Here is a 26,161-nt window from a genome sequence, read left to right as displayed (position 1 = left end):
TCTGACGTGCGGATGGCCAAGCTGGCGCGGTTTGGCTATGCTTCGCACGCCACTGCTTCGGACACGCGCCAGACGCGCGTCCGGGCACGAGCTTCGGCGTGCCGCGCGCTTTGCCGATAATTCCGCTGGCGCGGGAAGCCGGAGCACATTAGTCTACCCCTAGATAGTAAGTATACTGTCAATCAGGGAGGACAGACGTTGCGGATCGCCGTGATTGGCGGGGGGCCCGGTGGGCTCTACTTCGCCTATCTCTGGAAGAAGCGTCACCCCGAGGATCAGGTCGACCTGTTCGAACAGAACCCGGCCGACGCGACCTGGGGCTTTGGCGTGGTGTTTTCTGACCAGGCGCTCGAATTCCTGCGTGCCGACGACCCCGAGACGGTCGACGCGATCGCGCCGCACATGGAGAGCTGGGAGAACATCACGCTGAACCTGAGCGGCGACAGCGTCGCCATCGACGGCGTCGGCTTCTCCTCGATCGGCCGGCTCGAGCTCTTGCGATTCCTGCAGCAGCGCGCGCTCGATGCCGGCGTCACCCCGCGCTTCGACACGCCGATTCATGCGATCGATCAGCTCAACGGCCACGATCTGATTGTCGCCGCCGACGGGCTGAACTCGCTGGTGCGCCGCGCCTTCGAGGGCGATTTCGGCACCTCGCTGTCTTACTCCTCCAACAAGTTCGTCTGGTACGGCACCTCGAAGCGCTTCGACACGCTGTCGCAGACCTTCGTGAAGACCGACCGCGGCGCCTTCAACGCCCATCACTACCGCTATTCGCCGACCATGAGCACGTTCCTGGTCGAATGCGATCACGCGACCTGGCAGGCTTACGGTTTCGCCTACAAGGACGTGGAGCAGTCCAAGGGTGTCTGCGAGGAGGTGTTCGCCGACACGCTCGGCGGCCGCTCGCTGGTCTCCAACAAATCGGTCTGGCGCAACTTCCCCTGGGTCTGGAACGAGCACTGGTCGTTCAAGAACATGGTGCTGCTCGGCGACGCGCTGCACTCGGCGCATTTCTCGATCGGCTCGGGCACGCGGCTCGCGATCGAGGACGCCATTGCGCTGGTCAAGGCGCTGGAATCGGATGCCCATCTCTCGACCGCGCTGCATCGCTACCAGGCCGCACGAAAACCGGTGGTGCAGAAGCTCGTCAACGCCGCGCGGACCAGCGCTTTCTGGTACGAGCACTTTGCCCAGCACATGCAGCAGGGCCTGATGGACTTTGCCTACAGCTACATCACCCGTTCAGGCCGCATCGACGACTCCCGCCTGCGCGCGATGTCGCCGGCCTTCATGGCGCGCTACGAAGCCGCCAAAAACGGTGGGGACGAGGCATGAGCGGGCCGATCAACGACCAGGTGCCCGCCGACTGCGCGGGCGCGCGCGAGATCGGCTTTTCCGTTCCGCAGGTCTACAATGCCAGCCGCGTGCTGTTCGACAATCTCGCGAGAGGATGCGGCGACAAGCTCGCACTCATTGGCCCCGCGGGGACGCGCACCTACGTGGAGCTCTGCGCGGACGCCTGCCGCTGGGGCAACGGCTTTGCGTCACTGGGCCTCAAGCGCGGCGATCGCGTGCTGCTGTTCCTCGACGATACCCCGGCCTATCCCGCCGCGTTCTTCGGCGCGGTGCGCGCCGGCTTCGTGCCGTTGCTGATCAACACGCTGACACCGCCTGATCTGCTGCAATTCTATCTCGCGGATTCCGGCGCTTCTGTTGCGGTAGCGGACGCCGAGTTCTGTGCACGTTTCAACGCCGAGGCCTGCAAGGACACGGCCCTGCACACCCTGGTCGTGGTCAACGGCGCTGTGGGCGATCACGCCGCGTCGAACGCCGTTTCTGCCGCCGGCTGGCTCCCGCAACATCCGGCCGAACTCGCGGAAGCCAACACGCATCGCAACGAGATGGCGTTCTGGATGTACTCGTCCGGATCGACCGGCCGGCCCAAGGGCATCGTGCATCTCCAGCACGACATGGCCTACAGCGAGCTCGCCTTCGCCCGGAACGTGCTGAAGCTGGCGCCCGGCGACATCTGCTTCTCGGTGCCGAAAATCTTCTTCGCCTATGGCTTCGGCAACGCGATCACCTTCCCGTTCTCGGCGGGCGCGACGACGCTGCTGTTGCCGGGCCAGCCGAAGCCCGCGGCGATCTTCACGGCGATCGAGCAGTACAAGCCGACAGTCTTCTTCGGGCTGCCGACGCTTTATACGTCGCTGACGAAAGCCGAGGGTGCCGACAGGACCGACTTCTCGTCACTGCGCATGGCGCTCTCGGCCGCAGAGGTGCTCTCGGCCGACGTCTTCAACTCCTGGAAGACGCTCACCGGTCTCGAGATCGTCGAAGGCCTCGGCTCGACCGAGGTGCTGCACATCTATCTCTCCAACCGTCCCGAGCGGAAGAAGCTCGGCGCCGCCGGCCTGCGCGTGCCCGGCTACGAGGTCGCGCTGCGCGACAAGGACGGCCGCGATGTCGCCGACGACGAGGAAGGCATCTTGTGGGTGCGCGGCGATTCCAACACGCCGCTATACTGGAACCGGCCGGACAAATCCGCCGAGACCATCCGCGAAGGCGGCTGGATCTACACCGGCGACCGCTTCGTCCGCGATGCCGACGGCTTTCACTTCTTCCGCGGCCGCGCCGACGATCTCATCAAGATCTCAGGCCAGTGGGTCTATCCGCTCGAGGTCGAGCTGTGCCTCGCCGACCATCCCGACATCCGCGAATGCGCGGTGTTCGCCGCCGAGCTGCCGGACCGGCGCATGACCCTGAAGGCGGTCGTGGTGATGAACAGCCGCGCCGCCGATCAAAGCGAAGCGACCCGCCGGCTGCAGGATTACGTGAAGGGCAAGCTGCTTCCCTACAAATATCCGCGCGAGGTGATCTTCATCGACGAGTTGCCGAAGACCGGCACAGGGAAGATCGACCGGCAGGCGCTGCTGCGGATGTGAGGGCAACAGCGCAGCTTCATATTCGCTGTCGTCCCGGCGAAGGCCGGGACCCATAACCACCGAGTTTGGTTTGGCGAAGATAGGCAATGACCTTCTCGCGCTATCACAGGTGCCTCGGCGTATGGGTCGCGGCCTTCGCCGGGACGACACCGAGGATGAGGCGCCGCTATCGTCACAAACTCGCGCTCACCCCGCCTTCCCCATATGCTCCAGCGCGTCCTCCGCCCGGAGCGGCACCCGCGACGCCTCGTTGTTGAGATCGACGAGCTGCACCAGGAGCCCCATCAGCGCCTTGCGATCCGCCGGCTTGAGCGGCTCCAGCATCCGCGCCTGGGCGCGTTCGACGGCGGGAATGATGTCACGCAGGATCGCCGCGCCTGATTTTGTCAAATAGAGCAGCTTGATCCGCTTGTCTTCCGGCGCCGGCCTGCGCTCGACGAAATCCTTGGCCTGAAGCCGCTCGATTACGCTGCCGAGCGTGGAGCGGTCGAAGGCGATCACCGCGGACAGCCGCGTCGCGTCGATGCCGGGATGGGTGTGGATCGCGATCAGAGCCGCGTATTGCACCGGCGTGAGGTCGAACGCCTTGCATTCCTCCATGAAGATCGAGACCGCGATCTGCTGCATGCGCCGGAACAGATAGCCCGGCGCGGCATAGACCGCGTTGATCGTGATCGGAGGCGGCTTACTCGGCATCGGGCTGCTTCTCCGGCGCGGCGTCGACGAACCCCGGCAACGCCTTGGCCGCAGCTTCCGCCCCGAGCAGACGCGGATAGGCGGAGACATCGACGCCGAAGCGGCGGGCATTGGCGAGTTGCGGCACCAGGCAGAGATCGGCAAGCGTCGGTGCATCACCGAAGCAGAACGGGCCCGGCTCGTCCCTGATCAGCGTCTCGCAGGCCGCGAGCCCCTCGCGGTTGACCCAGGCCGCCCAGTCCTGAACCTTGTCCTCGGCAAGGCCAAGCTCGCGCAGCCGCGCCAGCACCTTCAGATTCTGCACGGGGTGAGTGTCGCAGGCGATCGCCAGCGCGAACGCCCTCACCTTGGCGCGCTGCAAACTATCCTTCGGCAGCAGCGGCGGGTTAGGATGGGTTTCGTCGAGCCATTCGATGATGGCGACCGACTGGGTCAGCACTGCGCCCGCATCGTCCTCCAGCGCGGGCACCAGGCCCTGCGGATTGATGGCGAGATAGGCGGGCGCGCATTGCTCGCCTTTGCGAAGGTGATGCGGCAGGTGCTCGGCACCGAGGCCCTTGAGGTTCAGCGCGATCCGTACCCGGTAGGCGGCGCTGGAGCGGAAATAACCGTGCAGCTTCATCGGAACCTCCCTTTTATCTGTCATTCCGGGGCGCGCGAAGGGCGAACCCGGAATCTCGAGATTCCGGGTTCGATGCTAACGCATCGCCCCGGAAAGACGACCTGGACTGTCATTCGACACGTTGACGCTACCTAGATCGTAAGTATACTGTCAATTAACAAAACGATGGGAGCCGCACCATGGAAGCCGTGACCAAGACGCCGGAACGCGAGGCGTTCTACAAGAAGATCGACGGCGAGAATCTCACCGCGCTGTGGACGGTCATGAGCGATTTGATCACGCCGGAGCCGAAGAGCGCCTGCCGGCCGCATCTGTGGAAGTTCGACATCATCCGCGACTACATGACCGAAGCCGGCAAGCTGATCACGGCGAAAGAAGCCGAGCGGCGCGTGCTGGTGCTGGAAAATCCAGGCCTGCGCGGGCAGTCGAAAATCACCACGTCGCTCTATGCCGGCGTGCAGATGGTGGTGCCCGGCGACGTCGCGCCCGCCCACCGGCACAGCCAATCGGCGCTGCGCTTCGTGCTCGAAGGCAAGGGCGCCCACACCGCGGTCGACGGCGAGCGCACCGCGATGGAGCCCGGCGACTTCATCATCACGCCGTCGATGACCTGGCACGATCATTCCAACGAGACCGACCAGCCGATGTTCTGGCTCGACGGTCTCGACATTCCGCTGGTGCAGTTCTTCGACTGCTCCTTCGCGGAAGGCTCCAACGAGGACCAGCAGAAGATTACAAGGCCCGCCGGCGACAGCTTCGCGCGCTACGGCCACAATCTGCTACCGGTCGACGTGAAGCGGAGCTCGAAGACCTCGCCGATCTTCAGCTACCCCTATGCCTACACGCGCGAGGCACTGGAGAAAGCCCGCGCGAGCCAGGAGTGGGACGCATGTCACGGGCTGAAGCTGAAATTCAGCAACCCCGAGACCGGCGACTTTGCGATGCCGACCATCGGCACGTTCATCCAGTTGCTGCCGAAGGGCTTCAAGACCGCACGCTATCGCGCGACGGACGCGACGGTGTTCTGTCCGATCGAAGGCCACGGCCGTACCCGCATCGGGGAATCGACCTTCGAATGGGGCCCGCGCGACCTGTTCGTGGTGCCGAGCTGGCAATGGGTCACGCACGAGGCGGACATGGATGCGGTGCTGTTCAGCTTCTCGGATCGCCCCGTGCAGCAGAAGCTGGATCTGTTCCGCGAGGATCGCGGGAATGCGTGAGCCCAGACTATTAGCGCACTCTCCGCCGTCGTCCCGGCGAAGGCCGGGACCCATAACCACAGGGAGATGTTTGGCGAAGACTCTTAGTTGTTCTTCGGTACGAACACCGCGCTCCCTCGATAGATCACGCGGTATGGGTCCCGGCCTTCGCCGGGACGACGGCGGGGTAAGCCTCACCGCCAGTGCAACAGCCGTATCTCCAGCCAGTTGATCACCTTCCCCACGATCAACCCGAACACCGACAGAATTACCACGCCCGCGAGCAGTTGATCCGTCTGCATCAAATTGCCGGCCTGCAGCACGAACGCCCCGATACCGTATTGCGCGCCGATCATCTCGGCGCTGACGACGAGCAGCAGCGCCACCGACGACGTGATGCGGAAGCCGGCGAGGATCGCGGGCAGCGCGCCCGGCCACACCACCTTGCGGACGATGGTGGCGAACGGCACATTGAAGCTCTGCGCCATGCGGATGAGATTGCGCGGCACCGCGTCGACGCCGCTATAGACCGAGATCGCTGTCGAGAAGAACACCCCGAGCGCAATGGTCGCGATCTTCGGCTCTTCACCGATGCCGAGCCAGAGGATCAACAGCGGCAGCAACGCGATCTTCGGAATCGGGAACAGCGCCGAGATGAAGGTGATGCCGACGCTGCGCGCCAGCCGCGACAGGCCGATGGCAAAGCCAACCGCGACACCGGCCGCCGTGCCGAGCAGCCAGCCGACACCGATACGCAGGAGTGACGCGGAGAGGTGCTGCCACAGCGCGCCCGAGATCGCGAGCTGGTAAATCGCACGCGCGATCGCCGAGGGCGGCGGCAGGAACAGCGGATTGACCAGGCCGGTGCTGCCGGCGGCCTGCCAGATCGCAATGACCAGCGCGAGTGCGATCCAGCCGCCGAAACGGCTGCTCCCCGGCACGAAGCCGGCGCCACGAAAGCGGACGCGCCGGACCGCTTCATCCTTCGCAGATGTTCCCGCCGGAGCGCGATCAAGCATGCTGAACCTCGCGCTCGGCGTCGATCGCCTCGTTGCGGATCAGCGACCAGATCTGGTTCTGCAGCGCGAGCAGCTTTTCACGGGCTGCAATGTCACCGCGCTCAGTGCGCGTCATCGGCACGCTCACGACTTCGCGAATGCGGCCAGGACGCCGCGACAGCACCACGATGCGATCGGCAAGCCGCGCCGCCTCTTCGAGATTATGCGTGACATAGACCGCGCCCATGCCGCCATCGGCGAGCAGCCGGACGAAATCCTCCATCAGCAGTTCGCGGGTCTGCGAATCCAGCGCCGACAACGGCTCGTCCATCAGGAGAATGGCCGGCCTGACCGCGAGCGCCCGCGAAATGCCGACGCGCTGGCGCATGCCGCCGGAAAGCTGCTTTGGATAGGTCTTGCGAAAATCGGTCAGGCCGGTGCGGCGCAAGGCATCGTCGACCAGCGCGCGGCGCTGCACGGCCGAGAGCTGGGTGTGCAGCAGCGGGAATTCAACGTTCTCCTCGACATTGGCCCAGGGCAACAGCGCAAAGTCCTGGAACACGAAGGTGAGCGGATTGAGGCTGTCCGCCGGCGGCGATCCACGCAGCTCGGGCGCGCCCGAGGTCGGCAGCAACAGGCCACCGAGGATCGACAGCAACGTGCTCTTGCCGCATCCCGAGGGCCCCACGATCGCCACCACCTCGCCCGCGCCGACGGTGAACGAGACGTCGTCGAGCACGGCGAGTTCGCCGAAGCGATGGGTAATGTGGTTGGCGATCAGGTCCATTCTGTCTCGTCTATCCTGTTCTCCGTCGTTCCGGGATGGTCCGAAGGACCAGACCCGGAACCTCGAGATTCTCAGGTGCACAAGTGCGCACCGTAGTTCTCGCTTCGCGAGCCCCGGAATGACGAAGGGTCAATCCGCCTTCACGAATTCCTTTGCGATGATCGCATTCGCGTCGAAGCCCTTGTCGGCAAAACCCTGCTCCTGGAGCCATTTGATCTGGTTGTCGACGTTCTTCACATCCAGCTTGCCGTCGGGATCGATATAGGCGCAGTTGCCCACCACCTGCTCGACCGGGAGGTTGGTATATTTGGCGATGATCTCCAGCAGCGGCTTTGTCTTGTCATTGATCGGCGCGACACCGTCCTTCATCGCGGCAAGGATGATGTCGTGATATTCGCGGTCGGCCTTTGCCAAAGCGCCGAGCAGCTTCGTCACCAGCACCTTATTGGTCAGCGTCTTCGGCGAGGCGAACACCGCGCCCAATTGCCAGGGTGTCTCGTCGCCGACCCAGCCGAGGAACTTCGCACCACCGTCGTCCATCAGCTTTCGCGCGGTGGAGATCGGCAGCAGCGCTGCATCCACCGTCTCGCCCTTCAGCGCGGCCGCCGCATTCGACAGCGATTGCAGCGGCACGATCTTCACGTCGGCGAGCTTGAAGCCGTATTTGTCGGCAAGCAGGCCGAGCGAATAGTGAAAGGAGGAGCCGACCTGCGTCATCGCCACGCGCTTGCCCGCGAGGTCCTTCGGCGTCTTCAACCCGGCGGCATAAGCGCTATTGCTGGCGAAATAGCCGATCAGGGGATAGCCGGCCTTCTCGCGGCTCATGCCACCGATCACCTTGAGCACGCCCTTGCCGGCGAGATTGTAAAGACCGGCAGTAAAGGCGGTGACGCCGAAATCGACATCGCCCGAAGTCGTCGCCACCGCGATCGGCTGCGCCGCATCGAAGAATTTCAGCTCGACGTCGAGGCCGGCCTCGCGGAAATAGCCCTTGTCCTGCGCGATGAAGACGGGCGCGGAGGAGGATAGCCTGAGCACGCCGATCCTGGCCTTCAGCGCGTCCTCGGCTCGGGCCGTGCCCATCGCTGTGATCGTCATCAGGCCAGCTAGCGCGAGCCGCACAATCCCGATCATTTCGTTTCCTCCGGCGTCGTTATCATGCAGTCGTTACAGGCCCTCGGGCACGGGCTGGTCCCGTCCGATGAAGGCGCCCTGTTGTTTCAACGTTTCCTGCAATTTTTCAATGGGGATATCGCGTGGAATGCGGTTTCCGGAGAGCGCCAGCGCGGCGGCGGAACCTGCCGCCTCCCCCATCACGAAACAGGCACCGGAGACCCGGGCCGCCGACTGGCCCTCATGGGTCATCGAGGCGCAGCGGCCCGCGACCAGCAGATTGTCGACGCCTTCGGGCACCAACATGCGGTAAGGCAGCTCGTTATAGCCGCGCGATTCCGGGATCGGGGGGAAGGTGAACACGACGTCGCCGGGGACATGGGCCTCGATCGGCCAGCCATTGACCCCGATGGAATCCTCGAACGAGGCGCAGCCGAGCACGTCCTCGCCGCTGAGCTGGTAGCCGCCCGTGATGCGGCGGGTCTCGCGGATGCCGAGCTGCGGCGGCAGGTCGACGATGTAGGACTTTTCAAAGCCCGGCACGGTGCGCAGGAATTCGAACGCGGCGAGCGCCTGCTTGCGACCCTCGATCTCGCCGCGGGTGAGGTCGTCAGGCTCGATGCCGTTGATGGCATGGCCGTCCTCGCGCGCCACTTGCGTGAAGTTCACGCGCCATTCGATGCCGGATTTCTGCGGCCGCACGATCGCGCTCTTGCGCGGGAATGTGTGGGTGCCGGCGGCGATGGCTTGCTCCATCAATTGCGGGATGGTGCGCCAGGCCTCGCCCGCCTTCGCCGGATCGATGCCGTTGAGACGGAGCATCATCGAGGGATACATCGGATGGCCGTGCTCGTCGCCGAATTCGAACGGCACGCCGGCCCAGACCGCAAGATCACCGTCGCCGGAGCAATCGATGAAAATCTCCGATCGCACCGCCTGCCGGCCGGCCTTGGTCTCGACCATCAGCGCATCGATGCGGCTGTTATCGCCCATCACGACGCCGGCACCAAGCGCGTGGAAAAGGATGTGCACCTTGTGACTGGCGAGCAGTTGGTCGGCCGCGATCTTGTAGGCGGCGGTGTCGTAGGCCTGGGCAAAGACCTTGCCGAGAATGAGATGCGGCGCGTTGAGGCCGTTCAAATGGTCGATCCGCGCCAGCAGCTCGGACGCCATGCCCTGCACCAGCCGGTGGGCCTCGCCGTACACATTCCCGTGCAGGCCGCAGAAATTAGTGACGCCGGCAGCGGTCCCCATGCCGCCAAGGAAGCCGTAGCGCTCGATCAGAAGCGTCTTCCGCCCAGCGCGCGCGCTTGAGGCCGCCGCCACGATGCCGGCCGGTCCGCCGCCGAGCACGACGACTTCATATTCGCCGTAGAGCGGCACCTGGCGCGCCGGTTCTTCGATCGTGGTGGCCTGCATGGCGCGTCCTGCTCCCAAATCTCTTGCTTGGACCGGACTATGAATTAACGCGCGCCGAGCTACAATCCACCAAAATATGCGATCAGCTTTCACGAATCGAGAAAGGTCGACATGGACGTCCTCGTGAACCTCCAGGCCTTCCTCGCCACCGCGGATGCGGCGGGCTTCTCCGCCGCCGCGCGAAAACTCAATGTCTCGACCTCGGTCGTGGCCAAGCGCGTGACGCAATTGGAGGCACGCATCGGCACGCCGCTGTTTCACCGCTCGACGCGGCAATTGCGGCTGACGGAAGCCGGCCAGCGCTACGTGCATCGCGCCCGCGGCGTCGTCACCGACGCCACCGACCTGCTCTCGCGCATGGGCGAGAAGGGCCATGATCTCGTCGATCACCTGCGCATCAAGGCGCCGACCTCGCTGACGGTGGCGCGGCTTGCGGACGCCTTCAGCGCGTTCCAAACGCAGAACCCGCGGCTCAAGCTCGAGATCGTGCTGATCGACCGCCCCGTCGATCCCGTGGCCGAAGGCTTTGACATCGCCATCGGCGCCTTCCCGCATTCCTTCGGCGGCGTGGTCGACGAGCCGCTCTGCGCGTTGAAGCGATTGCTCTGCGCTTCACCCGCTTATCTGAAGAAACACGGCACGCCGAAACATCCGCGCGACCTCGTCGAGCATCGCTGCCTCAGCTTCCTGCCGACGGGACCGGAATGGATCTTTGACGGCCCGCGCGGCCGCATCAGCATCCAGGTCAGCCCGCTGCTCTCCTCCAACGAGGGACATGTGCTGGCGCGCAGCGCCATCGCCGGCAACGGCATTGCTTTGATCTCGCATTATCTCGTCGCCGATGCCTTGCGCGACGGCACGCTCAAGCCGGTGCTGCGCGACTTTCCGATTCCGGAATTGTGGGTGAAGGCCGCGATCCCCGAGCGGCGACGCAATGCGGCCGCGGTGCAGGCGCTGCTCACACTGCTGAAAAGATCACTCGCGGCGTCGCTGTAAAGGCCCGTAGCCCGGATGGAGCGCAAGCGTAGTCCGGGTTCGTGCCACGCGGCGCAATCGGGAGGTTCGGTTGGTCCGTTCCCGGATTGCGCTTCGCTCCATCCGGGCTACTCGCGTTCAGCTTTTAGCACCTGCCCAAGTGGCCCCGCGCTTCTCCGCGAACGACGCCAGCCCCTCCGCGGCTTCCGCGCTTTGGCGCTTGACCGAATGCAGGCGGACGAGCCGCGTGTAGGCAGCGTCATCGACGCCCATTCCGCCGAACGAGCTCTCCAGCGCCAGTCGCTTGGTCTCGGCCATCGCTTCAGGTCCGTTGGCGAGCAACTGCTCGACCACCCTGCTGCCTGCGACGTCGAGATCGGCGAGCGGCACCACCTCGTGGACGAGGCCGATGCGACGGGCGTCCTCGGCGCCGAAACGTTCACCTGTCAGCGCGTAGCGGCGGACTTGCCGTACACCGATGGCATCGCAGAGCTGCGGGATGATGATGGCCGCCGTCAGGCCCCAGCGCACTTCGGTGATCGAGAACAGGGCGTTGTCGGCGGCAATGACGACGTCGCAGGCCGCGATCACGCCGGTGCCGCCGCCAAAGCAGCCGCCCTGCACCAGCGCGACCGTCGGAATGGGCAGCGTGTTGAGCCGCTGCACGGCCTCGAACGTCGCCCGCGACGCCGCCTCGTTCGCATCAGTCGATTGTGGCCGCACGCCGTTGATCCATTTGAGATCGGCGCCGGCCTGGAAATGCTTGCCGTTGCCCTTGAGCACCACGACGCGCAGGTTGGGCTTGCTGCCGAGATCGTCCATGGCCGCGAGCACGCCCGCGATCAACGCGCCGTCATAGGCGTTGTTGACCTCCGGCCGGTTCAACGTGACGGTCGCAACCCCACGCGCATCCAGGGTCCACAGGACGGGGCTGTCGGTCATCGGTGTTCCTCCGCTCGTTTGTTTGGCGCGCACTATGACCGAGGCTCCGCGCCCTGATCCATATCTTTCGAGCGTAGGGCGGCCGCGTCCATCGCATGGCGGCTTGTGTCATGCTGCCGCGGGGCGGCATCAAGGGATCAGGGACAGACATCACATGCGCATCTGCATTTTCGGCGCGGGCGCCGTCGGCAGCCATATTGCGGTTAGGCTGGCCCGCGCCGGCCACGAGGTCTCGTGCGTGATGCGCGGCGCCCATCTGGAGGCGGTCCGCGCCAACGGCCTCAAGCTGCGCGTCGGCGATTCCGAGGTCTCCGCCAAGGTGAACGCCTCCGGCGATCCAGCCCAGCTCGGCCCCCAGGACGTCGTGATCAGCACCTTGAAGGCAACCGCGTTGACCGGGCTGGTCTCCAGTCTCAAGCCACTGCTGCAGGACGACACCGCCATCGTGTTCGCGCAGAACGGCATTCCCTGGTGGTACGGGATCGGCCTGCCGCCGCGACACCCGACCCCACCCGACATCTCCTTCCTCGACCCGGGCGGGCGCTTGCGCGCCTGCATCCCGAAGGAACGGATCGTCGGCGGCGTGGTCTTCTCCTCCAACGAGGTGATCGCGCCCGGCGTGGTGCAGAACCTGACGCCCGACCGCAACCGCCTGCTGATCGGCGAATGCGACGATCGCAATTGCGAGCGCATCACGACGCTGCGCGGTGTTTTCACCGACGCGCGGCTGGAATCGCCGCCGGTCGCCGAGATCCGCGAGGCGATCTGGTCAAAGCTGCTGACCAACATGTCATTGTCGGTGCTGTGCCTGCTCACCGGCCAGACCGCGCGCGGCGTGCGCGATGACCCCGCCTTTGCGGACGTCATTCCGCGGATGCTGAACGAGGCCAACGAGATCGCCCAGCATTTCATCCCCGAGGTCAAACGCGTGAGCCGCAGTGGTCCCGCCCCCAATCACAAGCCGTCGCTGCTGCAGGATTACGAGCTCGGCCGCGCCATGGAGATCGACGTCCTGGTGAAGGCGCCCCAAGCCTTCGCGCGCACCGCCGGCCTGTCGACGCCGACCCTCGATCTCATTGCCGCCCTCGCGATCCAGAAGGCGCGCGACAAAGGGCTATATTCGGCGTGAGATTTCAGGCGAGTTTGTCGATCCAGGCCGCGAGCACATCAAGTACCTCCGCAAGCGCCTCTTCATTGCTGCGACCGGACTTCTTCAGCACCGCGAAGGAGTGATCGCCGCCTTCGACCTCGTGCAGCGTCGCCTTCGGGCCAAGAGCGGCGATGACCGGCTTGAGGAGGCCGAGATCGGCGAGCCCGTCGCGGGTACCTTGCAGGAACAGCATCGGGATCTCGACATGGGCCAGGTGCTCGGCGCGCTCCGTCGACGGCTTCTTGTCGGCGTGCAGGGGAAAACCGAGGAACGCGAGCCCTTTGACATCAGGCAGCGGAGTCTTCGACTGCGCCTGCGACGTCATGCGCCCGCCGAAGGATTTTCCGCCCGCAACGAGCATCACACCGGGGCAGAGCCGCGCGGCTTCCTCGACTGCCGCGCGGATCGTGGCGTGGGCGACCGCCGGCGGGTCGGGACGGCCCTGCTTGTTTTCCATGTAGGGAAAATTGAAGCGGAAGGTGGCGATGCCGCGAGCAGCGAGCCCCTCCGCAATCTTGTCCATCGATGCGTGCCGCATCCCTGCACCGGCACCATGGGCCAGAACGTAGCAGGCGCGCGCATTGCCCGGCTGCGTCAGGATCGCCGAGACCGTGCCGATGCGCGCGATGTCGAGCTTGAGCTCTTGAGTTTTGACAGCCACAATCAACGATCCCGATAGACGCTGCTCCGGCCGCCTTGGTAGCGTCACCGGCGCAGCCTGAAAACACAATAATTGCCGCCAAACCCTGGCCTACCAAGCCGGAACGCCGCATTGACCGAGGTGACCATGTCCTACCGTTCCTCCTGGATGACCGAAGAGCTCGAAATCTTCCGCGACCAGTTCCGGAAGTATCTTGCCAAGGATCTGGCCCCGCATGCCGAAAAATGGCGCGAGCAGAAGATGGTCGACCGCTTTGCCTGGCGCGGGCTCGGCGAGATGGGCGCGCTGCTGGCGAGCGTGCCGGAGGAATATGGCGGGCTGGGCGCGACCTTCGCCTATGATGCCGCCGTGCTCGATGACCTCGAAAGCACGGTGCCGGAGCTGACGACCGGCGTTTCCGTCCACAGCGCCATCGTCGCGCACTACATCCTCAATTACGGCTCCGAGGAGCAGAGGAAGCGCTGGCTGCCGAAGATGGCCTCGGGCGAGATGGTCGGCGCCATCGCCATGACCGAGCCCGGCACCGGCTCGGATTTGCAGGCCGTCAAGACCACCGCCAGGAAGCAGGGCAATTCCTACGTCATCAACGGACAAAAGACTTTCATCACCAACGGCCAGGCCGCCGATCTCGTCATCGTGGTCGCACGCACTGGCGATGTCGGCGCCAAGGGCATTTCACTGATCGTGGTCGAGACCGCGGGCGCCGACGGCTACAAGCGCGGGCGCAACCTCGACAAGATCGGCCTGCATGCCTCCGACACGTCCGAGCTGTTCTTCGACAACGTCCCGGTCCCGCCGGAAAATTTGCTCGGCGGCGAGGAAGGCCAGGGCTTCGTGCAGCTGATGCAGCAACTGCCGCAGGAGCGCCTCGCGCTCGCGGTCGGCGCGGTCGCCGCGATGGAGCGCGCGATAAAGCTCACCGTCGACTACACCAAGGAGCGGAAGGCGTTCGGCAAACCGCTGATGGATTTCCAGAACACCGCCTTCAAGCTCGCCGAGCGCAAGACCGAAGCGATGATCGCGCGCGTCTTCGTCGACTGGTGCATCGAGCGGCTGGTCGCCAAGGACCTGGACACCGTCACGGCATCGATGGCGAAATATTGGTGCTCGGAGAAGCAGGTCGAGACCGCCGACGAATGCCTCCAGCTGTTCGGCGGCTACGGCTACATGCAGGAATATCCGATCTCGCGCATCTTCATTGATTCCCGCATCCAGAAGATCTATGGCGGCACGAACGAGATCATGAAGCTGTTGATCGCGAGGTCGCTGTAATCAAGCCGCTGTAATCAGGTCGGCGTGAGCGGCCTGCCGCTCAATTCGGATGCCACCAGCGGCCGCCGATCACGACGCCCTCGGAGACGATCTTGCGATCGCCGATCAGGTGCTCGCCGACGACGTCCTCATAGTCGAACTGGCCTTCCCTCACCGAGATCAGCGTGGCGTCGCCCACGCTGCCCGGCTTGAGGCTGCCGAGTTCGGGGCGCCGCAGCGCTATCGCGGCGTTGACGGTCGAGGTTGCGATGACGTCGGACAGCGGCATGCCCATGCACAGGAATTTCGACAGGGTCGTCACCTGGTCGAAGGCCGGGCCGTCGATGCACAGTTGATGAATGTCGGACGAGATGGTGTCCGGATAGAAGCCGTTGGCGAGCATCGCACGCGCGGTCTTGAACGCGAACGAGCCCTTGCCGTGGCCGATGTCGAACAGCACGCCGCGCTCGCGGGCGTCGAGCACCGCCCGCTTCACCGTGCCCTGCGCGGTCGCGGGCGTGTTGGGGAAGGGACGGAACGCATGGGTTAGCACGTCGCCGGGGCGCAGGCGCGCCAGCACCTCCTCGTAGCTCGGCGGCGGATGGTCGATATGCGCCATCAGGGGCATGCCGACTTCGTTCGCAACCTCGAGCGCGATGTCGAGCGGCACGACGCCCGACGTGCCCGAGGAGTGCAAGCCCACGCGCACCTTGATGCCGACAATGAGGTCGCGGTTGGCGTCGGCCACCTTGGCCGCCTCGATCGGATTCATCAGCCGCAGCTCCTCGCTCTCGCCGACCATGATCCGGTGCGAGAAGCCGAAGATGCCGGCATGCGAGACGTGCAGATAAGCAAGAATGCGGACCTGGCTCGGCTCGATCACATGCTTGCGGAAGCCCGCGAAATTGCCAGGCCCCGCGCTGCCGGTATCGACCGCGGTGGTGACGCCGGAGAGGCGGCAGAATTCCTCGGCATCGATGCCGAGCGACGTGCCGCCCCAATAGACATGGGTGTGGAGATCGATCAATCCCGGCGTCACGATGAACTGCGAGACGTCGCGCACGTCAGTGCCCGGATCAGCCTTGAGCCCGGCGCCGATCGCGGCGACCTTGCCGCCCGCAAAGGCGACATCGGTCACGGCATCGAGCTTCTGGGACGGATCGACCACACGGCCGCCGCGCAGGATCAAGTCGAAGGGCATCATCGTCTCCGGATATGGCAGCGAGGCGGGAAACAAACCAGGAAGGCAGAGTTCCAGCCTGGTCACCCCTGTAGCAATTTTCGCGCCGCCGAAGCAAATCGGCCGCGGTCCGTGCCCGTTGGACTTGCGATCCGCGCGCGGCGCCTGATCCTTCAGCCGCTCCAATGCATCCGGCATCATGCGGCCGAACATCGAGCTCAGCATCGCGGTCGGGATCAGGCCCCACGCAACGCGGACCACAAACGCGGCTTATTTCGTGAACGTATTCGCGACTCTGCGGGAGCGAAGCACGTACGTTATCCAAACCGCGGCACTCATCACACCGACAACCGTTTGTCCGATCTGTCGCATTTCAATGATGAAAAAATCGCTGAAAGGTCGGTTCAGCGCGGCGGAAAAAACCGATGCGACGCAGAAGAGATCGACGAGCGGCATCAGCACAGCGCAGATCATTTGCACGATGAAAAAGGCGGGAAATCTGTGGGAGTGTCTGAACAGGAGCACCGTTGTCCAGATCGAGAAGCCTATCATGGCGGCATTTATCAGCATTTCGCTCCAGATCACCGTCGGAAAGTAAGTCCAGATTTCGTCGGTGATCGACTGCACGTATTGTCCGACGTTGAAGATCAGGCGCAGAATGCCCATCACTTGGCCGAACGCGAGTAGCGCGAGCCAACCGCTGATACCGGTCATCTCGGGTTGGACGTCCTTGAAGGCAGCAGCGTCTTCTGCGGGAACGGACGGCTCCCGCGTGGCGTCGACCGGCGGCAGTGCCGGCATCGACGACTGCGTTCGAAAGAGGTGCTCCGTGATCTCACGCACCTCCGCGACCGGCTTCCAGCTCTCCCAGCCCTCCCGCCGGACCAGCACGCGCGGTGAATCTGCGATGCGAGCCAGTAGCGGAAGGAGCTCCGATATCGGCATCGGACCGCGTTTCTGCCCACCTTCCGCGTAGAACCACGAATCCGCCATGCGAACGCCCCCTGCACCCGCCGTATACTAGCCGGCGATCGGCACACGTCACGATAGAAAGCAATTGGAGGGGCTACCAGCACCGCTGGCCGTCGCGGCGCTTAGCTCACTGAAAAACTGGCGATCCCGGGAAGACTCGAACTTCCGACCTACGGTTTAGGAAACCGTCGCTCTATCCGGCTGAGCTACGGGACCGCGGAACCCGCAGAGCGGGTTACCGGGGCTTCATATCAAAGCGGAGGCGGGATCGGAAGCCCTCCGCATTGCTCAATGCGGAGGGCTGCCGGTCATCTCACGCCCGGATATTGTTGTCCTTCACCACCTTGCCCCAAGTGGCGACCTGCTTGTCGAAGAAGGTCTTGAAGGCGGGAGCGTCCTCGAGCAGCAGCGTCATCTGCTGCGTCTCCTTGAGCTGGGCGGCGGTGGCGGGCTCGCTCAGGATCTCCTTGGACGCCGTCGCGAGGCCTGCGACGATGTCCGGCGGCGTGCCCGTGGGCGCGAAGATGCCCCACCAGGCCAGCGTCTCGAAATCCGGGAAGCCCGCCTCGATCGCGGTCGGCGTATCCGGCAGGCCGGGCAGCCGCTCGCGGCCGAGCTGCAGGATCGGACGCAGCATGTTGGTGCCGAGCTGGGCTGCGACCAGGGCCGCCGATCCCGCGATCAGATCGACATGGCCGCCGAGCACGTCGTTCATCGCGGGGCCGCCGCCGCGATAGGGCACGTGCATGATCTCGACGCCCGCCTTGTTGCCGAGCACGGTCATGGCGAGATGGCCGAGCGTGCCGATGCCGACGGAGGCATATTTCACCGCGCCGGGCGTCACCTTGCAGGCAGCCACCACGTCGGCGAAGCTCTTGTAGGGACGGCCCGCACCGGCCGCGATCACATATGGCGCGGTGCCGACCAGCAACACCGGCATCAGCTCGCGCTCGACATCGACGGGCGGCTTGTCGAGGATGGAGGGGATCACCGCGTGGGAATCGAAGGTGACCAGGAACGTCGAGCCATCAGGCGGGCTCTTGGCGACCTGCGCCGCGCCCAGCGCGCCGGCCGCGCCCGACTTGTTCTCGACAATGACGATGCGGTTGAGCTTGGCCTGCAGATGGCTCTGGAGCAGCCGCGCCATCGCATCGGTCGATCCGCCCGGCGGAAACGGCACCACCAGCGTGATTTTTGAAGCCTGCGCCAACGCCGGCGTCATTGCGAGAATAGCCGGCGCTGCCAGCAGCGTGCGTCGTGTGATCGTCATGTTATCCCTCCCTGTTTTCTCGCGCTCTGCTTTTGCTCTTGGCGCTTTAAGTCGTTCCGAAACCGGATCCCGCTTTTCTGTATTCTGGCCGCGGCGGACTGAAGATGTCCAGCACGCGGGCGCCGTCGGGCCCGGCGCGCATGGTGTGCGGCACATTACCCGGCGTCCGCCAGAAGTCGCCCTTCTTCACCGCAATCTCCTCATCGCCCTGGACGCGGATGGCGGAGCCGTCGAGCAACACGCCCCATTGCTCCTCGGGATGATGATGCAGCGTGCCCTGCGCATGCGGCGCCAGCGTCACCACCGACAGCATGGCGTGCTCGCCGGAGAAGATGCGCGTGGTCACTCCTGCCGCGAGCTCGCGAAACAGCCCGTCGGCGGTATCGTCGAGATTATGGAATTCGTCCTTCTGGCTCACGCCATCCTCCCTTTACGCTTTATTTTGCAGCAGACTGGCTCACGGCGGCCAGAAGGCGGTCCTTGAACTCACCCTTCACGGTAACATACACGCTCGACCAATGCCGGCTCTTGAACTCGCAGCTGCCTCGTGGGCAATATTCTTTGTCGTGATAGTCTCCATTGAGGACGCCGAACAGAGTCGTTCGACCGTCCAACAGACGAAACAAAGCGCTACCTGATGCCCCTACTGTGAACTCGCAGCTCGTTTCGAATATCGACCAGTCCCTTACGTCGCGTATCTGGCACTCCTGAATCGTCTTGTTGAAGGGGCCGTACCTGTCCCTTTTTCCCGTGGCTTCGATGTCGTAACCGACAACCGCCAGGACACGCTCCAGCTCGACCACACTTTCAGTTCGTTCATTGATCTCGTAAGGCGTCACTTCCGCGGCAGACACGAGCTTTGCGACTGCCCAGTCGCTGACAATCGCCTTGGGCGCACTCTCAACGCATGTGCCCATCCATAGGGTCGCTGACAAAGGAATGGCACGCCTCTCGGCTCCGAGATAGTACTCGAATATACATTTGTCAGGTGACGTATGGGGTTTGCAAAGGTCCCGAAATGCGTGAGCCGCCGTGGTAATCACGTCGCGCGCACCAGTCACTTGAGCGCTGCTATCTCCACCAGGACATCGCAGGACTCCACTTGCCGCAAAGCGCTTTTCCACCTCACCTGGAGGGAGACCGTTGGCTTTTGCGTAAACCCCTTCAGTTAGTCGTCGCTCTGTATCCGTCGAAGCGGCCTTGACTGCCAGATGACTATCAGTGACGCGATCGCGATTGAAAATGGGCGCTGCCCCGCGGCCGGAGCCAAAAGGCGGCATGTTCTGCGAACCAACCTCGTTGCTTCCAGAGACCAACAGAACGAAGAAGCTAGGCAGGACGATCGCGTAATTCCTCGTCACTTGAAGTATCCCCAGCAGCAAAAAGCACGAAGGAAGTCTGACCGAAACAAAGTTGTGAAATCACTTTCGAAAGAGGCAATGGCCAACGTCGACGTGCGATCGATTCGACCATTGCTTTGACCTAAGCCTCGCGCTGTTCAGGATTTGCCATAGGAGCCCTGATAACGGCCCTCACGGATCGCCTTCAGCGTCTCCTCCTCGCGCGCGACCTGGGCGCGCACGGCGTCCAGCAGCGCTGCAGCGCCTGCGGCGGCAAACGACACTACGCCGTCCTCGTCGCCGACGACGATGTCGCCGGGCGAGATCACGCTGCCGCCGATGGTCACAGGCACGTTGATCTCGCCGGGGCCGTTCTTGTAGGGGCCGCGGTGGATCACTGCGCGGGCATAACATGGAAAATCATCGGCCGCGAACGCCGCTACGTCGCGGATCGCGCCGTCGATGACGTAGCCTTCGGCTTTGCGCCACTGCGCGATGTTCTTCATGATCTCGCCGACGAGCGCGCGGGTCTCATCGCCGCCGCCATCGACCACGATGACGTCGCCGGGGCCCACCAGCTCGAGCGCGCGGTGGATGGCGAGATTGTCGCCGGGACGAGTGCGGACCGTGAAGGCCGTGCCCACCAGCTTGGCGCCGCGATGATAGGGCTTGAGTCCCACGGCGCCCGGCAGCCGGCCGAGATTGTCCGAAATGACCGAGGTCGGCGCACCGCGAAAGCCCTCGATGATCTCGGCCGGCGGCTTCGGCACAGCGTTCGCAGCGATGGTGATGGTCATAATCTCAGTCCTTCCCGTGAATTCTCTTAATCGGCGTGCGCCCGCGCCTTCGCGGGCAAAATCCGGAAGGCGCGCCCCTCCTTCATCCACGCCGCGCGCTCGTCGCGCAACAGGGTGCGGCGAACTTTACCGGAATCGTCGCGCGGCGGGGCAGTGACGAGCTCGAAGCTCTCAGGATGCTTGTAGCGGCTGAGCCGGTCTTTCAGGAAATCCGCCATGCCGTCGGCGATGGCCTGGCCGTCCGCATCGCCCTCCGGCTCGATGATGGCGTGCACGCGCTGGCCCAATTCCGGATCAGGCAATCCCACCACCACGCAGGAGCGCACGCCCGGACAGGCGGAGACGGCAGCTTCGACCTCGGCGGGATAGATGTTGGCGCCGCCGCGCAGCACCATGTCGGCGAGGCGGTCACCCAGATAAAGGTAGCCGTCCGCATCCAGCCTGCCGATATCGCCGAGCGATTCCCAGCCGTCGGCGCGGCGCTTCGGCTCGGCGCCGAGATAGTGATAGGTGGCATCCTTGCCGTCATTGTTGAGGAAATAGATCTCGCCGCTCTCGCCCGGCGCGACGTCGTTGCCGTCCTCGCCGATGATGCGCAAGCGCGCCATCTCGCCGATCTTGCCGACCGAGCCCTTGTGCGTCAGCCATTCCGTGCCGGAGATGATGCAGGAGCCTTGTCTCTCGGTGCCGCCATAGAGCTCCCAGATCCGCTCGGGCCCGAGCCAGGCGATCCAGTTCTCCTTCAGCCAGGGTGGCATCGGAGCGGCCATGTGGAAGACGGTCTGCAGGCTCGACACATCATAGGCGTTGCGGACGTGCTCCGGCAGCGCCCAGATCCGGTGCATCATGGTGGGCACGAAATTGACCCATTGCACGCGCTCGCGTGCAATTTGCCGCAGCGCCTCCTCGGCGTCGAACTTGACGAGGCCGGTGAGCTGGCCGCCGGTGAACAGCGCGTAATGCGACACGATGAACGGCGCGTTGTGATAGAGCGGACCGGGATTGAGCAGCGAGACCCCGAAGGGAATGTTGAGCGGCGGCGCAGCGACCGTGTCGATCACTGCCGGCTGGTGATCGAGGATCACCTTCGGGCGGCCGGTCGAACCGCCGCTGGTCATCGCCTTCCAATAACGCGCCACCGGCGCGGTGAGCGGCTCGTCCGAAAATCCTTCCGGCACGAAATCCGCGGGCAGACGGTTCGGTGCGTTCCAGTCGGCTTCGCCGCCGACCACCAGCGCCGGCTTCAGGATGTCGAGCACCGCGGCGGCTTCGCCGCGCGGCAGCCGCCATGACAGCGAGGTCGGCGTCGCCCCGCATTTCCACACCGCAAAGGAAGTCTCGAAGAACGCATTGCCATTGGGCAAACCGATCGCGACGAAGTCGCCGGGCTTGACGCCCTTGGCCGCAAATGCCCGCGCGCGCCGGTTGGCGCCGCGTTCGAGCGCGTCCCATGTCAGCGTATCCTGCCCGTGACGGACGGCGATCGTGCCTTGCGGTTTGCGCTCGGCGTACCAGCGCGGCACGTCGGACAGGGGCAGCAGCATCAGGCGTTTCCACTTCGTTTTCTTGGCGTCGCCGACGAGGCGAGCGCAGGATGAAGTGACGCTGTGACTCCCGCGCCACGTCAAGCAAAAAATGTCAGCATCGCAGCCATGAAATTCCCGAGTTCCATGGGTGACAAGCCGGCCATAAAGGGGCAAAAATCAGCCTGACTCAGTTCGGGTTGAGTTTTGCAAGGAATGCTCTCGTAGAATGTCGAACTTAGTTGCATGGCGTCGTGCGGCGCTTGTCGTTGCCGCAGCAGGATTTTTCCTGCTGGCGCCGTCGCATGCCCAGGCACAATGGTGGAAGCGCGCGCCTGTTGACTTCGAGGCTTGCGCCGATGCCGCCGAGAAAGCCACGACCAAGTCCGAGAAGACGGCTGCGCTTGCCGACTGCAACGCCAAATTCGCCGGCCGGCGCAAGGCAGGCGGCGGGTATTCCTATTACGACTTCCTCCAGGACCGCACCTTCGACATCGCCGGCCCCAATCCGACGCCGGAGGAGCAGAAGAAGATCGACGAAGCCTACACCGCCTATCTCGCCAATCAGCGCCGCAGCAATGAAGCCGCGCAGGCCACCGCGCGCCAGCAGCGCGAGCAGCAGGAACAACAGGTGCAGCAGCTTCAGCGGGTCGCGTTGCGAACCGAGGTCGAGCGCGTGCCGGTGCCGGTCGAGCGGCCCAAGGTCCAACAGGCCGCCATCGGCGACGCGCGGCCGCGGCCGAAGGGCGCGCCCTGCACCAAGGGCTCGTTCTCCTGCGAATGGCCGCGGCTGTCGGATGGATTGAACGACATCAAGAAGCTGTTCAGCCAGACGCCGAGCAAGCCCGCGAAGAAGGGCTGAGCTTCTTTGGTGTCATTCCGGCAGAGCTACACCCTCCGCCGTCGTCCCGGCGAAGGCCGGGACCCATAACCACAGGAAGTAGTTTGGCACGAGACTCGTAACCGCGAGTCTTCGCACAACAACTCCCTGTGGTTATGGGTCCCGGATCGGCGCGCGCTTCGGGCGCGCTTGTCCGGGACGACGGCGGAGGATGTGGCGCCGCCTGCACCTCAGTTCGGAGGCTTCTTCTTGCTGCGCTTCGGTTGAGCTACCGGCGCGGTCGCCGGGGCCGTTGTTGTCGGTGAACTACCTAATTGCGACCTGCTCTCCTGCAATCGCCTGTCATAGCCGGGAGAGTTCATGACCGTCGGCGGCCGGGCCTCCGCGACCGAGGACGCAACGCAGAGCAAAGACAGCGCGACCCCGATCGTCAAACCACGTTTCATCGCACGTCTCCGCTCGCCCAGCCTGAACTCATGCGTTACCCGCGAATCTGCTGCGGCGTCAGCCGCGGCGGGCCCTTGCCCGCGGCCTCAGCCTCGTTGATCAGCGCAACAATGCGGCGCGACAGCGGCACGTCGACATTGTTTTGTTCGGCGAGCGCGATGATCGCACCCTGGAGATAGTCGATCTCGGTCTTGCGGCCCTGCTTCAAATCCTGCCACATCGAGGAACGCGCCTGGGGATCGATCTTCATGATCCTTCCCAGGATCAGGTTGAAAATCGGATCCGGCAGTCTCAGCAAGGTCGGCGTCCAGGACGACGGGATCGGCGTCGCCGAGACCGGTGTGATGCCGGCGGCTCTCATCGCCGCTAGCCCCTCCGCCATCTGGTCGGCGAACAGCCTTCGCCAGTCGCGGTTCGCCAATTGCGCGGCGAGCGGCATGTCGGACAAGGCGCTGAGTGCGTTGTTCAAATTGATGATCAGCTTGCCCCATTGCACGCCGGTGATGTCGCGGCTCGCGCGCATGGCGAGCCCCGGCACCGACAGTGCGGCGGCCGTGTTCGTATCATCTTGGCCAACATGAATGTCGCCGGAGGTCGAGCGGTGGAAGCGGCCCTCGCCCATCCCGACCACGTTGAAGGGCACCATGCCGGCAAGCACGCGGCGGTCGCCGAGGCGCTCGCGCAGCACCGCGACATTGCCGACGCCGTTTTGCAGCGAGACGATGACGGCGTCGTGCGGCGCATGCTGCGCAATCTGATCCGCGACACCGACCGTGTCGGCGCTCTTCACTGTGACCAGCACGATGCCGGCGCTGTGGAAGATCGCGGGATCTTCCGACAGCGCGAGTTGCCCCGCGCTGAGCTTCTTCTCTGAGCCTTCGAAAGCGGTCAGATGCAAGCCGAACCGCTCGATCTCGGCCTTCACCCGCGGCCGCACCAGGAGCGCGACGCGGCGGCCGGCAGCGGCCAGGGTGCCGCCGACGAAACATCCGATGGCGCCTGCGCCGGCCACCACGATCGGTCGATCCGTAACCACCTTGGCTTGCCCCCTCAACGATCTGCCCTCGATAGCAGAGGCTGTGCCTGCTGCCCATTCCCGCAGTTGCGGCGCAATCGCCTTGTAACCGTCATGACAGCCTCATATGTTTTCGAGCGGGGCTTGTTACGGCAAGAAAGCGCCAAAGGAGAACGCCATGGGTTTGCTCGACGTCCTCAACGGCATGCAGAACGGCCCGCGCGGCCCAAGCACGCCGAGTTCACAATCCTCATCCAGCGGCGGCATGTCGCCCATGACCATGGCGCTCCTTGGCCTGCTCGCCTGGAAGGCATTCAAGCATTTGAGCGGCAACCAGAGCGGCAGCGCGCCGCAGCCGTCCCCGACGCCGACGCATCTCCCCCCGCCGGTGAATGCGGGCGCTGGCGGCGGCCTCGGTGACCTGTTGAAGGGTGGCCTTGGCGGCCTGCTCGCGGGCGGCGCGGCCGGTAGCGTGCTCAGCGGCGGGCTCGGCGATCTCCTCAACCAGCTCCAGCAGAGCGGTCATGGCGACGCAGCCAGTACCTGGGTCGGCAAGGGCGAGAACAAGGCGATCGCACCAGGCGATCTCGCCAATGCGCTCGGCGCCGACCAGATCGAGAGCCTGTCCGCCCAGAGCGGCCTGTCGCGTGACGAGTTGCTCTCGGGCCTCAGCCAGTATCTGCCGCAGGTGGTTGACCATCTGACGCCGGACGGACGGCTGCCGACCGAGCAAGAGATCGCGGGCAGAGTCTGATTCAGTTAGTCAAAGCGAGGGAAGCACTGTCATGAGCATGGGCGGTTTGTTGTGGATCATCGTCGTCGGCTTCGTCGCCGGCTTCATCGCGCGTTGGCTGGCGCCGGGACCGAACAATCCGAGCGGCTTCATCCTCACCACCATCCTCGGCATCGCCGGCGCATTTCTCGCGACCTTCATCGGCCAGGCCATCGGGCACTACAGTCCCGATCAGGGCGCGGGATTCATCATGGCCACCATCGGCGCCGTGGTGGTGCTGTTCATCTGGCACCGTCTGGTGGCGAGCGGCGTGATCAAGGGGTGACGCTTCAAAGCGTCGAAAGCGGCACACCGCCACCTCATCGTCATGCCCGGGCTTGACCCGGGCATCCACGTCTTTTGATCCGCGCGGGAACGCGTGGATGGCCGGGTCAAGCCCGGCCATGACGTGGAGAGAGTTTGGCGACCTCACGTCACCAAATGCATGCCCGCATCCATGCGCACGACCTCGCCGGTCATGTTGCTGGAGGCCGGCATCGCCAGGAAGCAGACGAGCTGCGCGATGTCTTCCGCCGATGACGCGACCTTCAGCGGCACCTTGGCCACGACGCTGTCGCGCACCTGCTTGGCGCCAGCCTCGCCGCGGCCCTTGGTGAACCAGGGGGTGTCGATATAGCCCGGACATACCGTGTTGACGCGGATCAGCGGCGCCAGCGCGCGCGACAGCGACAGCGTCATGGTGTTGAGCGCGCCCTTGCTCGCGGCGTACGCAATCGACGATCCGACGCCGCTGATGCCGGCGACCGAGGAGATGTTGACCACGGCGGACGGCCGCCCAGAGGCCTTGGCGCCGGCCTCCAGCAGGCTGCGCGCCGCGCGCACCATCTGGAACGGGCCGATGGTGTTGACACCGTACAGGCGCTGGAAATCCTCCGCCGACAATCCGTCGAGATCGGCATGGGCGACATGCTTGGTGGTGCCGGCATTGTTGACGAGCATGTCGAGCCGGCCCCAGCTGCTGGCTGCCGCAACGATCTTGCGGCCATCGTCATCCTTCGAGACGTCGCCCTGCGCGACCAGAACTTCCGGTGAGCCCGCCTTGCGGCACAGCTCCGCGGTCGCCTCCGCTTCCTTCTGGCTCGAGGAATAGTTGATGACGAGCCGGGCCCCGCTCCGTGCGAGAATTTCCGCGGTCGCAGCACCCAGGCCGGAGGCGGACCCCGTCACGATTGCGCACAAACTGTCCTTTGCCATCCGAATTTCCTTCCCCTTGATTGACTGT

27 protein-coding genes and 1 tRNA gene are annotated in these 26,161 nt (G+C 64.6%); 9 read left to right on the top strand and 19 right to left on the bottom strand.

What is annotated here, in order from left to right:
- Positions 1 to 198 precede the first annotated feature (198 nt).
- Together GWG67_RS29300 and GWG67_RS29295 are read left to right on the top strand one after the other, a co-directional pair.
- A complete protein-coding gene (locus GWG67_RS29300) occupies positions 199 to 1,338 on the top strand; it encodes an FAD-dependent monooxygenase (RefSeq protein WP_219684556.1) in 1,140 nt (379 codons plus the stop codon).
- Positions 1,335 to 2,948: a benzoate-CoA ligase family protein gene (locus tag GWG67_RS29295; RefSeq protein ID WP_275172792.1), complete on the top strand. Its 1,614-nt coding sequence runs from the start codon at positions 1,335 to 1,337 to the stop codon at positions 2,946 to 2,948. The genes GWG67_RS29300 and GWG67_RS29295 overlap by 4 nt, the downstream gene beginning before the upstream one ends.
- A gap of 186 nt (positions 2,949 to 3,134) precedes the next feature.
- On the opposite strand, the gene GWG67_RS29290 is transcribed toward GWG67_RS29295, so the two are convergent.
- Both GWG67_RS29290 and maiA read right to left on the bottom strand, forming a co-directional pair.
- Entirely contained in the window at positions 3,135 to 3,644 is a 510-nt protein-coding gene (locus GWG67_RS29290) for a MarR family winged helix-turn-helix transcriptional regulator (protein WP_275172791.1), read from the bottom strand.
- Positions 3,634 to 4,266 carry a maleylacetoacetate isomerase gene (maiA, locus tag GWG67_RS29285; protein ID WP_275172790.1) on the bottom strand — a complete coding sequence of 211 codons (633 nt, stop codon included), beginning with the start codon at positions 4,264 to 4,266 and terminating at the stop codon, positions 3,634 to 3,636. Before maiA ends, GWG67_RS29290 begins: the two co-directional genes overlap by 11 nt.
- Positions 4,267 to 4,445: 179 nt before the next feature.
- Here maiA and gtdA point away from each other — a divergent pair, with 179 nt between their 5' ends.
- A complete protein-coding gene (gene gtdA, locus GWG67_RS29280; protein WP_275172789.1) occupies positions 4,446 to 5,486 on the top strand; it encodes a gentisate 1,2-dioxygenase in 1,041 nt (346 codons plus the stop codon).
- Between the two features lie 173 nt (positions 5,487 to 5,659).
- Here the strand turns inward: gtdA and GWG67_RS29275 are convergent, their stop codons facing one another.
- The 4 genes from GWG67_RS29275 to GWG67_RS29260 form a co-directional block, all read right to left on the bottom strand.
- On the bottom strand, positions 5,660 to 6,484 hold the full coding sequence (locus tag GWG67_RS29275; protein WP_275172788.1) for an ABC transporter permease: 825 nt from the start codon (positions 6,482 to 6,484) through the stop codon (positions 5,660 to 5,662).
- Entirely contained in the window at positions 6,477 to 7,250 is a 774-nt protein-coding gene (locus GWG67_RS29270) for an ABC transporter ATP-binding protein (RefSeq protein WP_275172787.1), read from the bottom strand. Before GWG67_RS29270 ends, GWG67_RS29275 begins: the two co-directional genes overlap by 8 nt.
- 129 nt (positions 7,251 to 7,379) lie before the next feature.
- Positions 7,380 to 8,384: an ABC transporter substrate-binding protein gene (locus tag GWG67_RS29265; RefSeq protein ID WP_275172786.1), complete on the bottom strand. Its 1,005-nt coding sequence runs from the start codon at positions 8,382 to 8,384 to the stop codon at positions 7,380 to 7,382.
- A gap of 33 nt (positions 8,385 to 8,417) precedes the next feature.
- Positions 8,418 to 9,782 (bottom strand): FAD-dependent oxidoreductase, encoded by a 1,365-nt coding sequence (locus GWG67_RS29260; protein ID WP_275172785.1) that lies wholly within the window; start codon positions 9,780 to 9,782, stop codon positions 8,418 to 8,420.
- A gap of 111 nt (positions 9,783 to 9,893) precedes the next feature.
- Here GWG67_RS29260 and GWG67_RS29255 point away from each other — a divergent pair, with 111 nt between their 5' ends.
- The gene (locus GWG67_RS29255; RefSeq protein ID WP_275172784.1) at positions 9,894 to 10,778 is read left to right on the top strand and encodes a LysR family transcriptional regulator; all 885 of its coding nucleotides are present in this window, start codon (positions 9,894 to 9,896) and stop codon (positions 10,776 to 10,778) included.
- 117 nt (positions 10,779 to 10,895) lie between these two features.
- Here the strand turns inward: GWG67_RS29255 and GWG67_RS29250 are convergent, their stop codons facing one another.
- A complete protein-coding gene (locus GWG67_RS29250) occupies positions 10,896 to 11,699 on the bottom strand; it encodes an enoyl-CoA hydratase-related protein (protein ID WP_275172783.1) in 804 nt (267 codons plus the stop codon).
- Between the two features lie 154 nt (positions 11,700 to 11,853).
- Here GWG67_RS29250 and GWG67_RS29245 point away from each other — a divergent pair, with 154 nt between their 5' ends.
- On the top strand, positions 11,854 to 12,828 hold the full coding sequence (locus GWG67_RS29245; protein WP_275172782.1) for a ketopantoate reductase family protein: 975 nt from the start codon (positions 11,854 to 11,856) through the stop codon (positions 12,826 to 12,828).
- Positions 12,829 to 12,832: 4 nt separating this feature from the next.
- Here GWG67_RS29245 and GWG67_RS29240 read toward each other — a convergent pair whose 3' ends face one another.
- Positions 12,833 to 13,510, bottom strand: coding sequence for an alpha/beta family hydrolase (locus GWG67_RS29240; protein ID WP_275172781.1), 678 nt, complete (start codon positions 13,508 to 13,510; stop codon positions 12,833 to 12,835).
- A gap of 126 nt (positions 13,511 to 13,636) precedes the next feature.
- On the opposite strand from GWG67_RS29240, the gene GWG67_RS29235 reads away from it, so the two are divergent.
- Positions 13,637 to 14,782: an acyl-CoA dehydrogenase family protein gene (locus GWG67_RS29235; RefSeq protein WP_275172780.1), complete on the top strand. Its 1,146-nt coding sequence runs from the start codon at positions 13,637 to 13,639 to the stop codon at positions 14,780 to 14,782.
- 40 nt (positions 14,783 to 14,822) lie between these two features.
- Here the strand turns inward: GWG67_RS29235 and GWG67_RS29230 are convergent, their stop codons facing one another.
- The 8 genes from GWG67_RS29230 to GWG67_RS29195 form a co-directional block, all read right to left on the bottom strand.
- Positions 14,823 to 15,962 carry an amidohydrolase/deacetylase family metallohydrolase gene (locus GWG67_RS29230; RefSeq protein WP_275172805.1) on the bottom strand — a complete coding sequence of 380 codons (1,140 nt, stop codon included), beginning with the start codon at positions 15,960 to 15,962 and terminating at the stop codon, positions 14,823 to 14,825.
- Positions 15,963 to 16,211: 249 nt separating this feature from the next.
- On the bottom strand, positions 16,212 to 16,934 hold the full coding sequence (locus tag GWG67_RS29225) for a DUF2569 family protein (protein WP_275172779.1): 723 nt from the start codon (positions 16,932 to 16,934) through the stop codon (positions 16,212 to 16,214).
- Between the two features lie 118 nt (positions 16,935 to 17,052).
- A tRNA-Arg gene (locus GWG67_RS29220) sits at positions 17,053 to 17,129 on the bottom strand.
- A gap of 97 nt (positions 17,130 to 17,226) precedes the next feature.
- Complete coding sequence (locus GWG67_RS29215) at positions 17,227 to 18,183, bottom strand: tripartite tricarboxylate transporter substrate-binding protein (RefSeq protein ID WP_275172778.1); 957 nt, start codon at positions 18,181 to 18,183, stop codon at positions 17,227 to 17,229.
- 46 nt (positions 18,184 to 18,229) lie between these two features.
- A complete protein-coding gene (locus GWG67_RS29210) occupies positions 18,230 to 18,601 on the bottom strand; it encodes a cupin domain-containing protein (protein ID WP_275172777.1) in 372 nt (123 codons plus the stop codon).
- 19 nt (positions 18,602 to 18,620) lie between these two features.
- Positions 18,621 to 19,544, bottom strand: a complete 924-nt coding sequence (locus GWG67_RS29205) for a hypothetical protein (RefSeq protein WP_275172776.1) — start codon at positions 19,542 to 19,544, stop codon at positions 18,621 to 18,623.
- A 137-nt stretch (positions 19,545 to 19,681) separates the two neighbouring features.
- The gene (locus GWG67_RS29200) at positions 19,682 to 20,320 is read right to left on the bottom strand and encodes an RraA family protein (RefSeq protein WP_275172775.1); all 639 of its coding nucleotides are present in this window, start codon (positions 20,318 to 20,320) and stop codon (positions 19,682 to 19,684) included.
- 26 nt (positions 20,321 to 20,346) lie between these two features.
- Complete coding sequence (locus GWG67_RS29195; protein ID WP_275172774.1) at positions 20,347 to 21,864, bottom strand: AMP-binding protein; 1,518 nt, start codon at positions 21,862 to 21,864, stop codon at positions 20,347 to 20,349.
- A 208-nt stretch (positions 21,865 to 22,072) separates the two neighbouring features.
- On the opposite strand from GWG67_RS29195, the gene GWG67_RS29190 reads away from it, so the two are divergent.
- On the top strand, positions 22,073 to 22,705 hold the full coding sequence (locus GWG67_RS29190) for a hypothetical protein (RefSeq protein ID WP_275172773.1): 633 nt from the start codon (positions 22,073 to 22,075) through the stop codon (positions 22,703 to 22,705).
- 209 nt (positions 22,706 to 22,914) lie between these two features.
- Here the strand turns inward: GWG67_RS29190 and GWG67_RS29185 are convergent, their stop codons facing one another.
- Both GWG67_RS29185 and GWG67_RS29180 read right to left on the bottom strand, forming a co-directional pair.
- Positions 22,915 to 23,130, bottom strand: coding sequence for a hypothetical protein (locus tag GWG67_RS29185; RefSeq protein WP_275172772.1), 216 nt, complete (start codon positions 23,128 to 23,130; stop codon positions 22,915 to 22,917).
- Positions 23,131 to 23,165: 35 nt separating this feature from the next.
- Positions 23,166 to 24,167: a 2-dehydropantoate 2-reductase gene (locus tag GWG67_RS29180; RefSeq protein ID WP_275172771.1), complete on the bottom strand. Its 1,002-nt coding sequence runs from the start codon at positions 24,165 to 24,167 to the stop codon at positions 23,166 to 23,168.
- Between the two features lie 157 nt (positions 24,168 to 24,324).
- On the opposite strand from GWG67_RS29180, the gene GWG67_RS29175 reads away from it, so the two are divergent.
- A complete protein-coding gene (locus tag GWG67_RS29175; protein ID WP_275172770.1) occupies positions 24,325 to 24,900 on the top strand; it encodes a YidB family protein in 576 nt (191 codons plus the stop codon).
- 31 nt (positions 24,901 to 24,931) lie between these two features.
- Positions 24,932 to 25,204: a GlsB/YeaQ/YmgE family stress response membrane protein gene (locus GWG67_RS29170; protein WP_275172769.1), complete on the top strand. Its 273-nt coding sequence runs from the start codon at positions 24,932 to 24,934 to the stop codon at positions 25,202 to 25,204.
- Positions 25,205 to 25,347: 143 nt separating this feature from the next.
- Here GWG67_RS29170 and GWG67_RS29165 read toward each other — a convergent pair whose 3' ends face one another.
- On the bottom strand, positions 25,348 to 26,133 hold the full coding sequence (locus tag GWG67_RS29165) for an SDR family NAD(P)-dependent oxidoreductase (RefSeq protein WP_275172768.1): 786 nt from the start codon (positions 26,131 to 26,133) through the stop codon (positions 25,348 to 25,350).
- Positions 26,134 to 26,161 lie beyond the last annotated feature (28 nt).

It is taken from the genome of Bradyrhizobium sp. CSS354 (assembly GCF_029051725.1).
Classification (GTDB): domain Bacteria; phylum Pseudomonadota; class Alphaproteobacteria; order Rhizobiales; family Xanthobacteraceae; genus Bradyrhizobium.
This window is presented reverse-complemented; position numbering and strand designations above follow the sequence as displayed.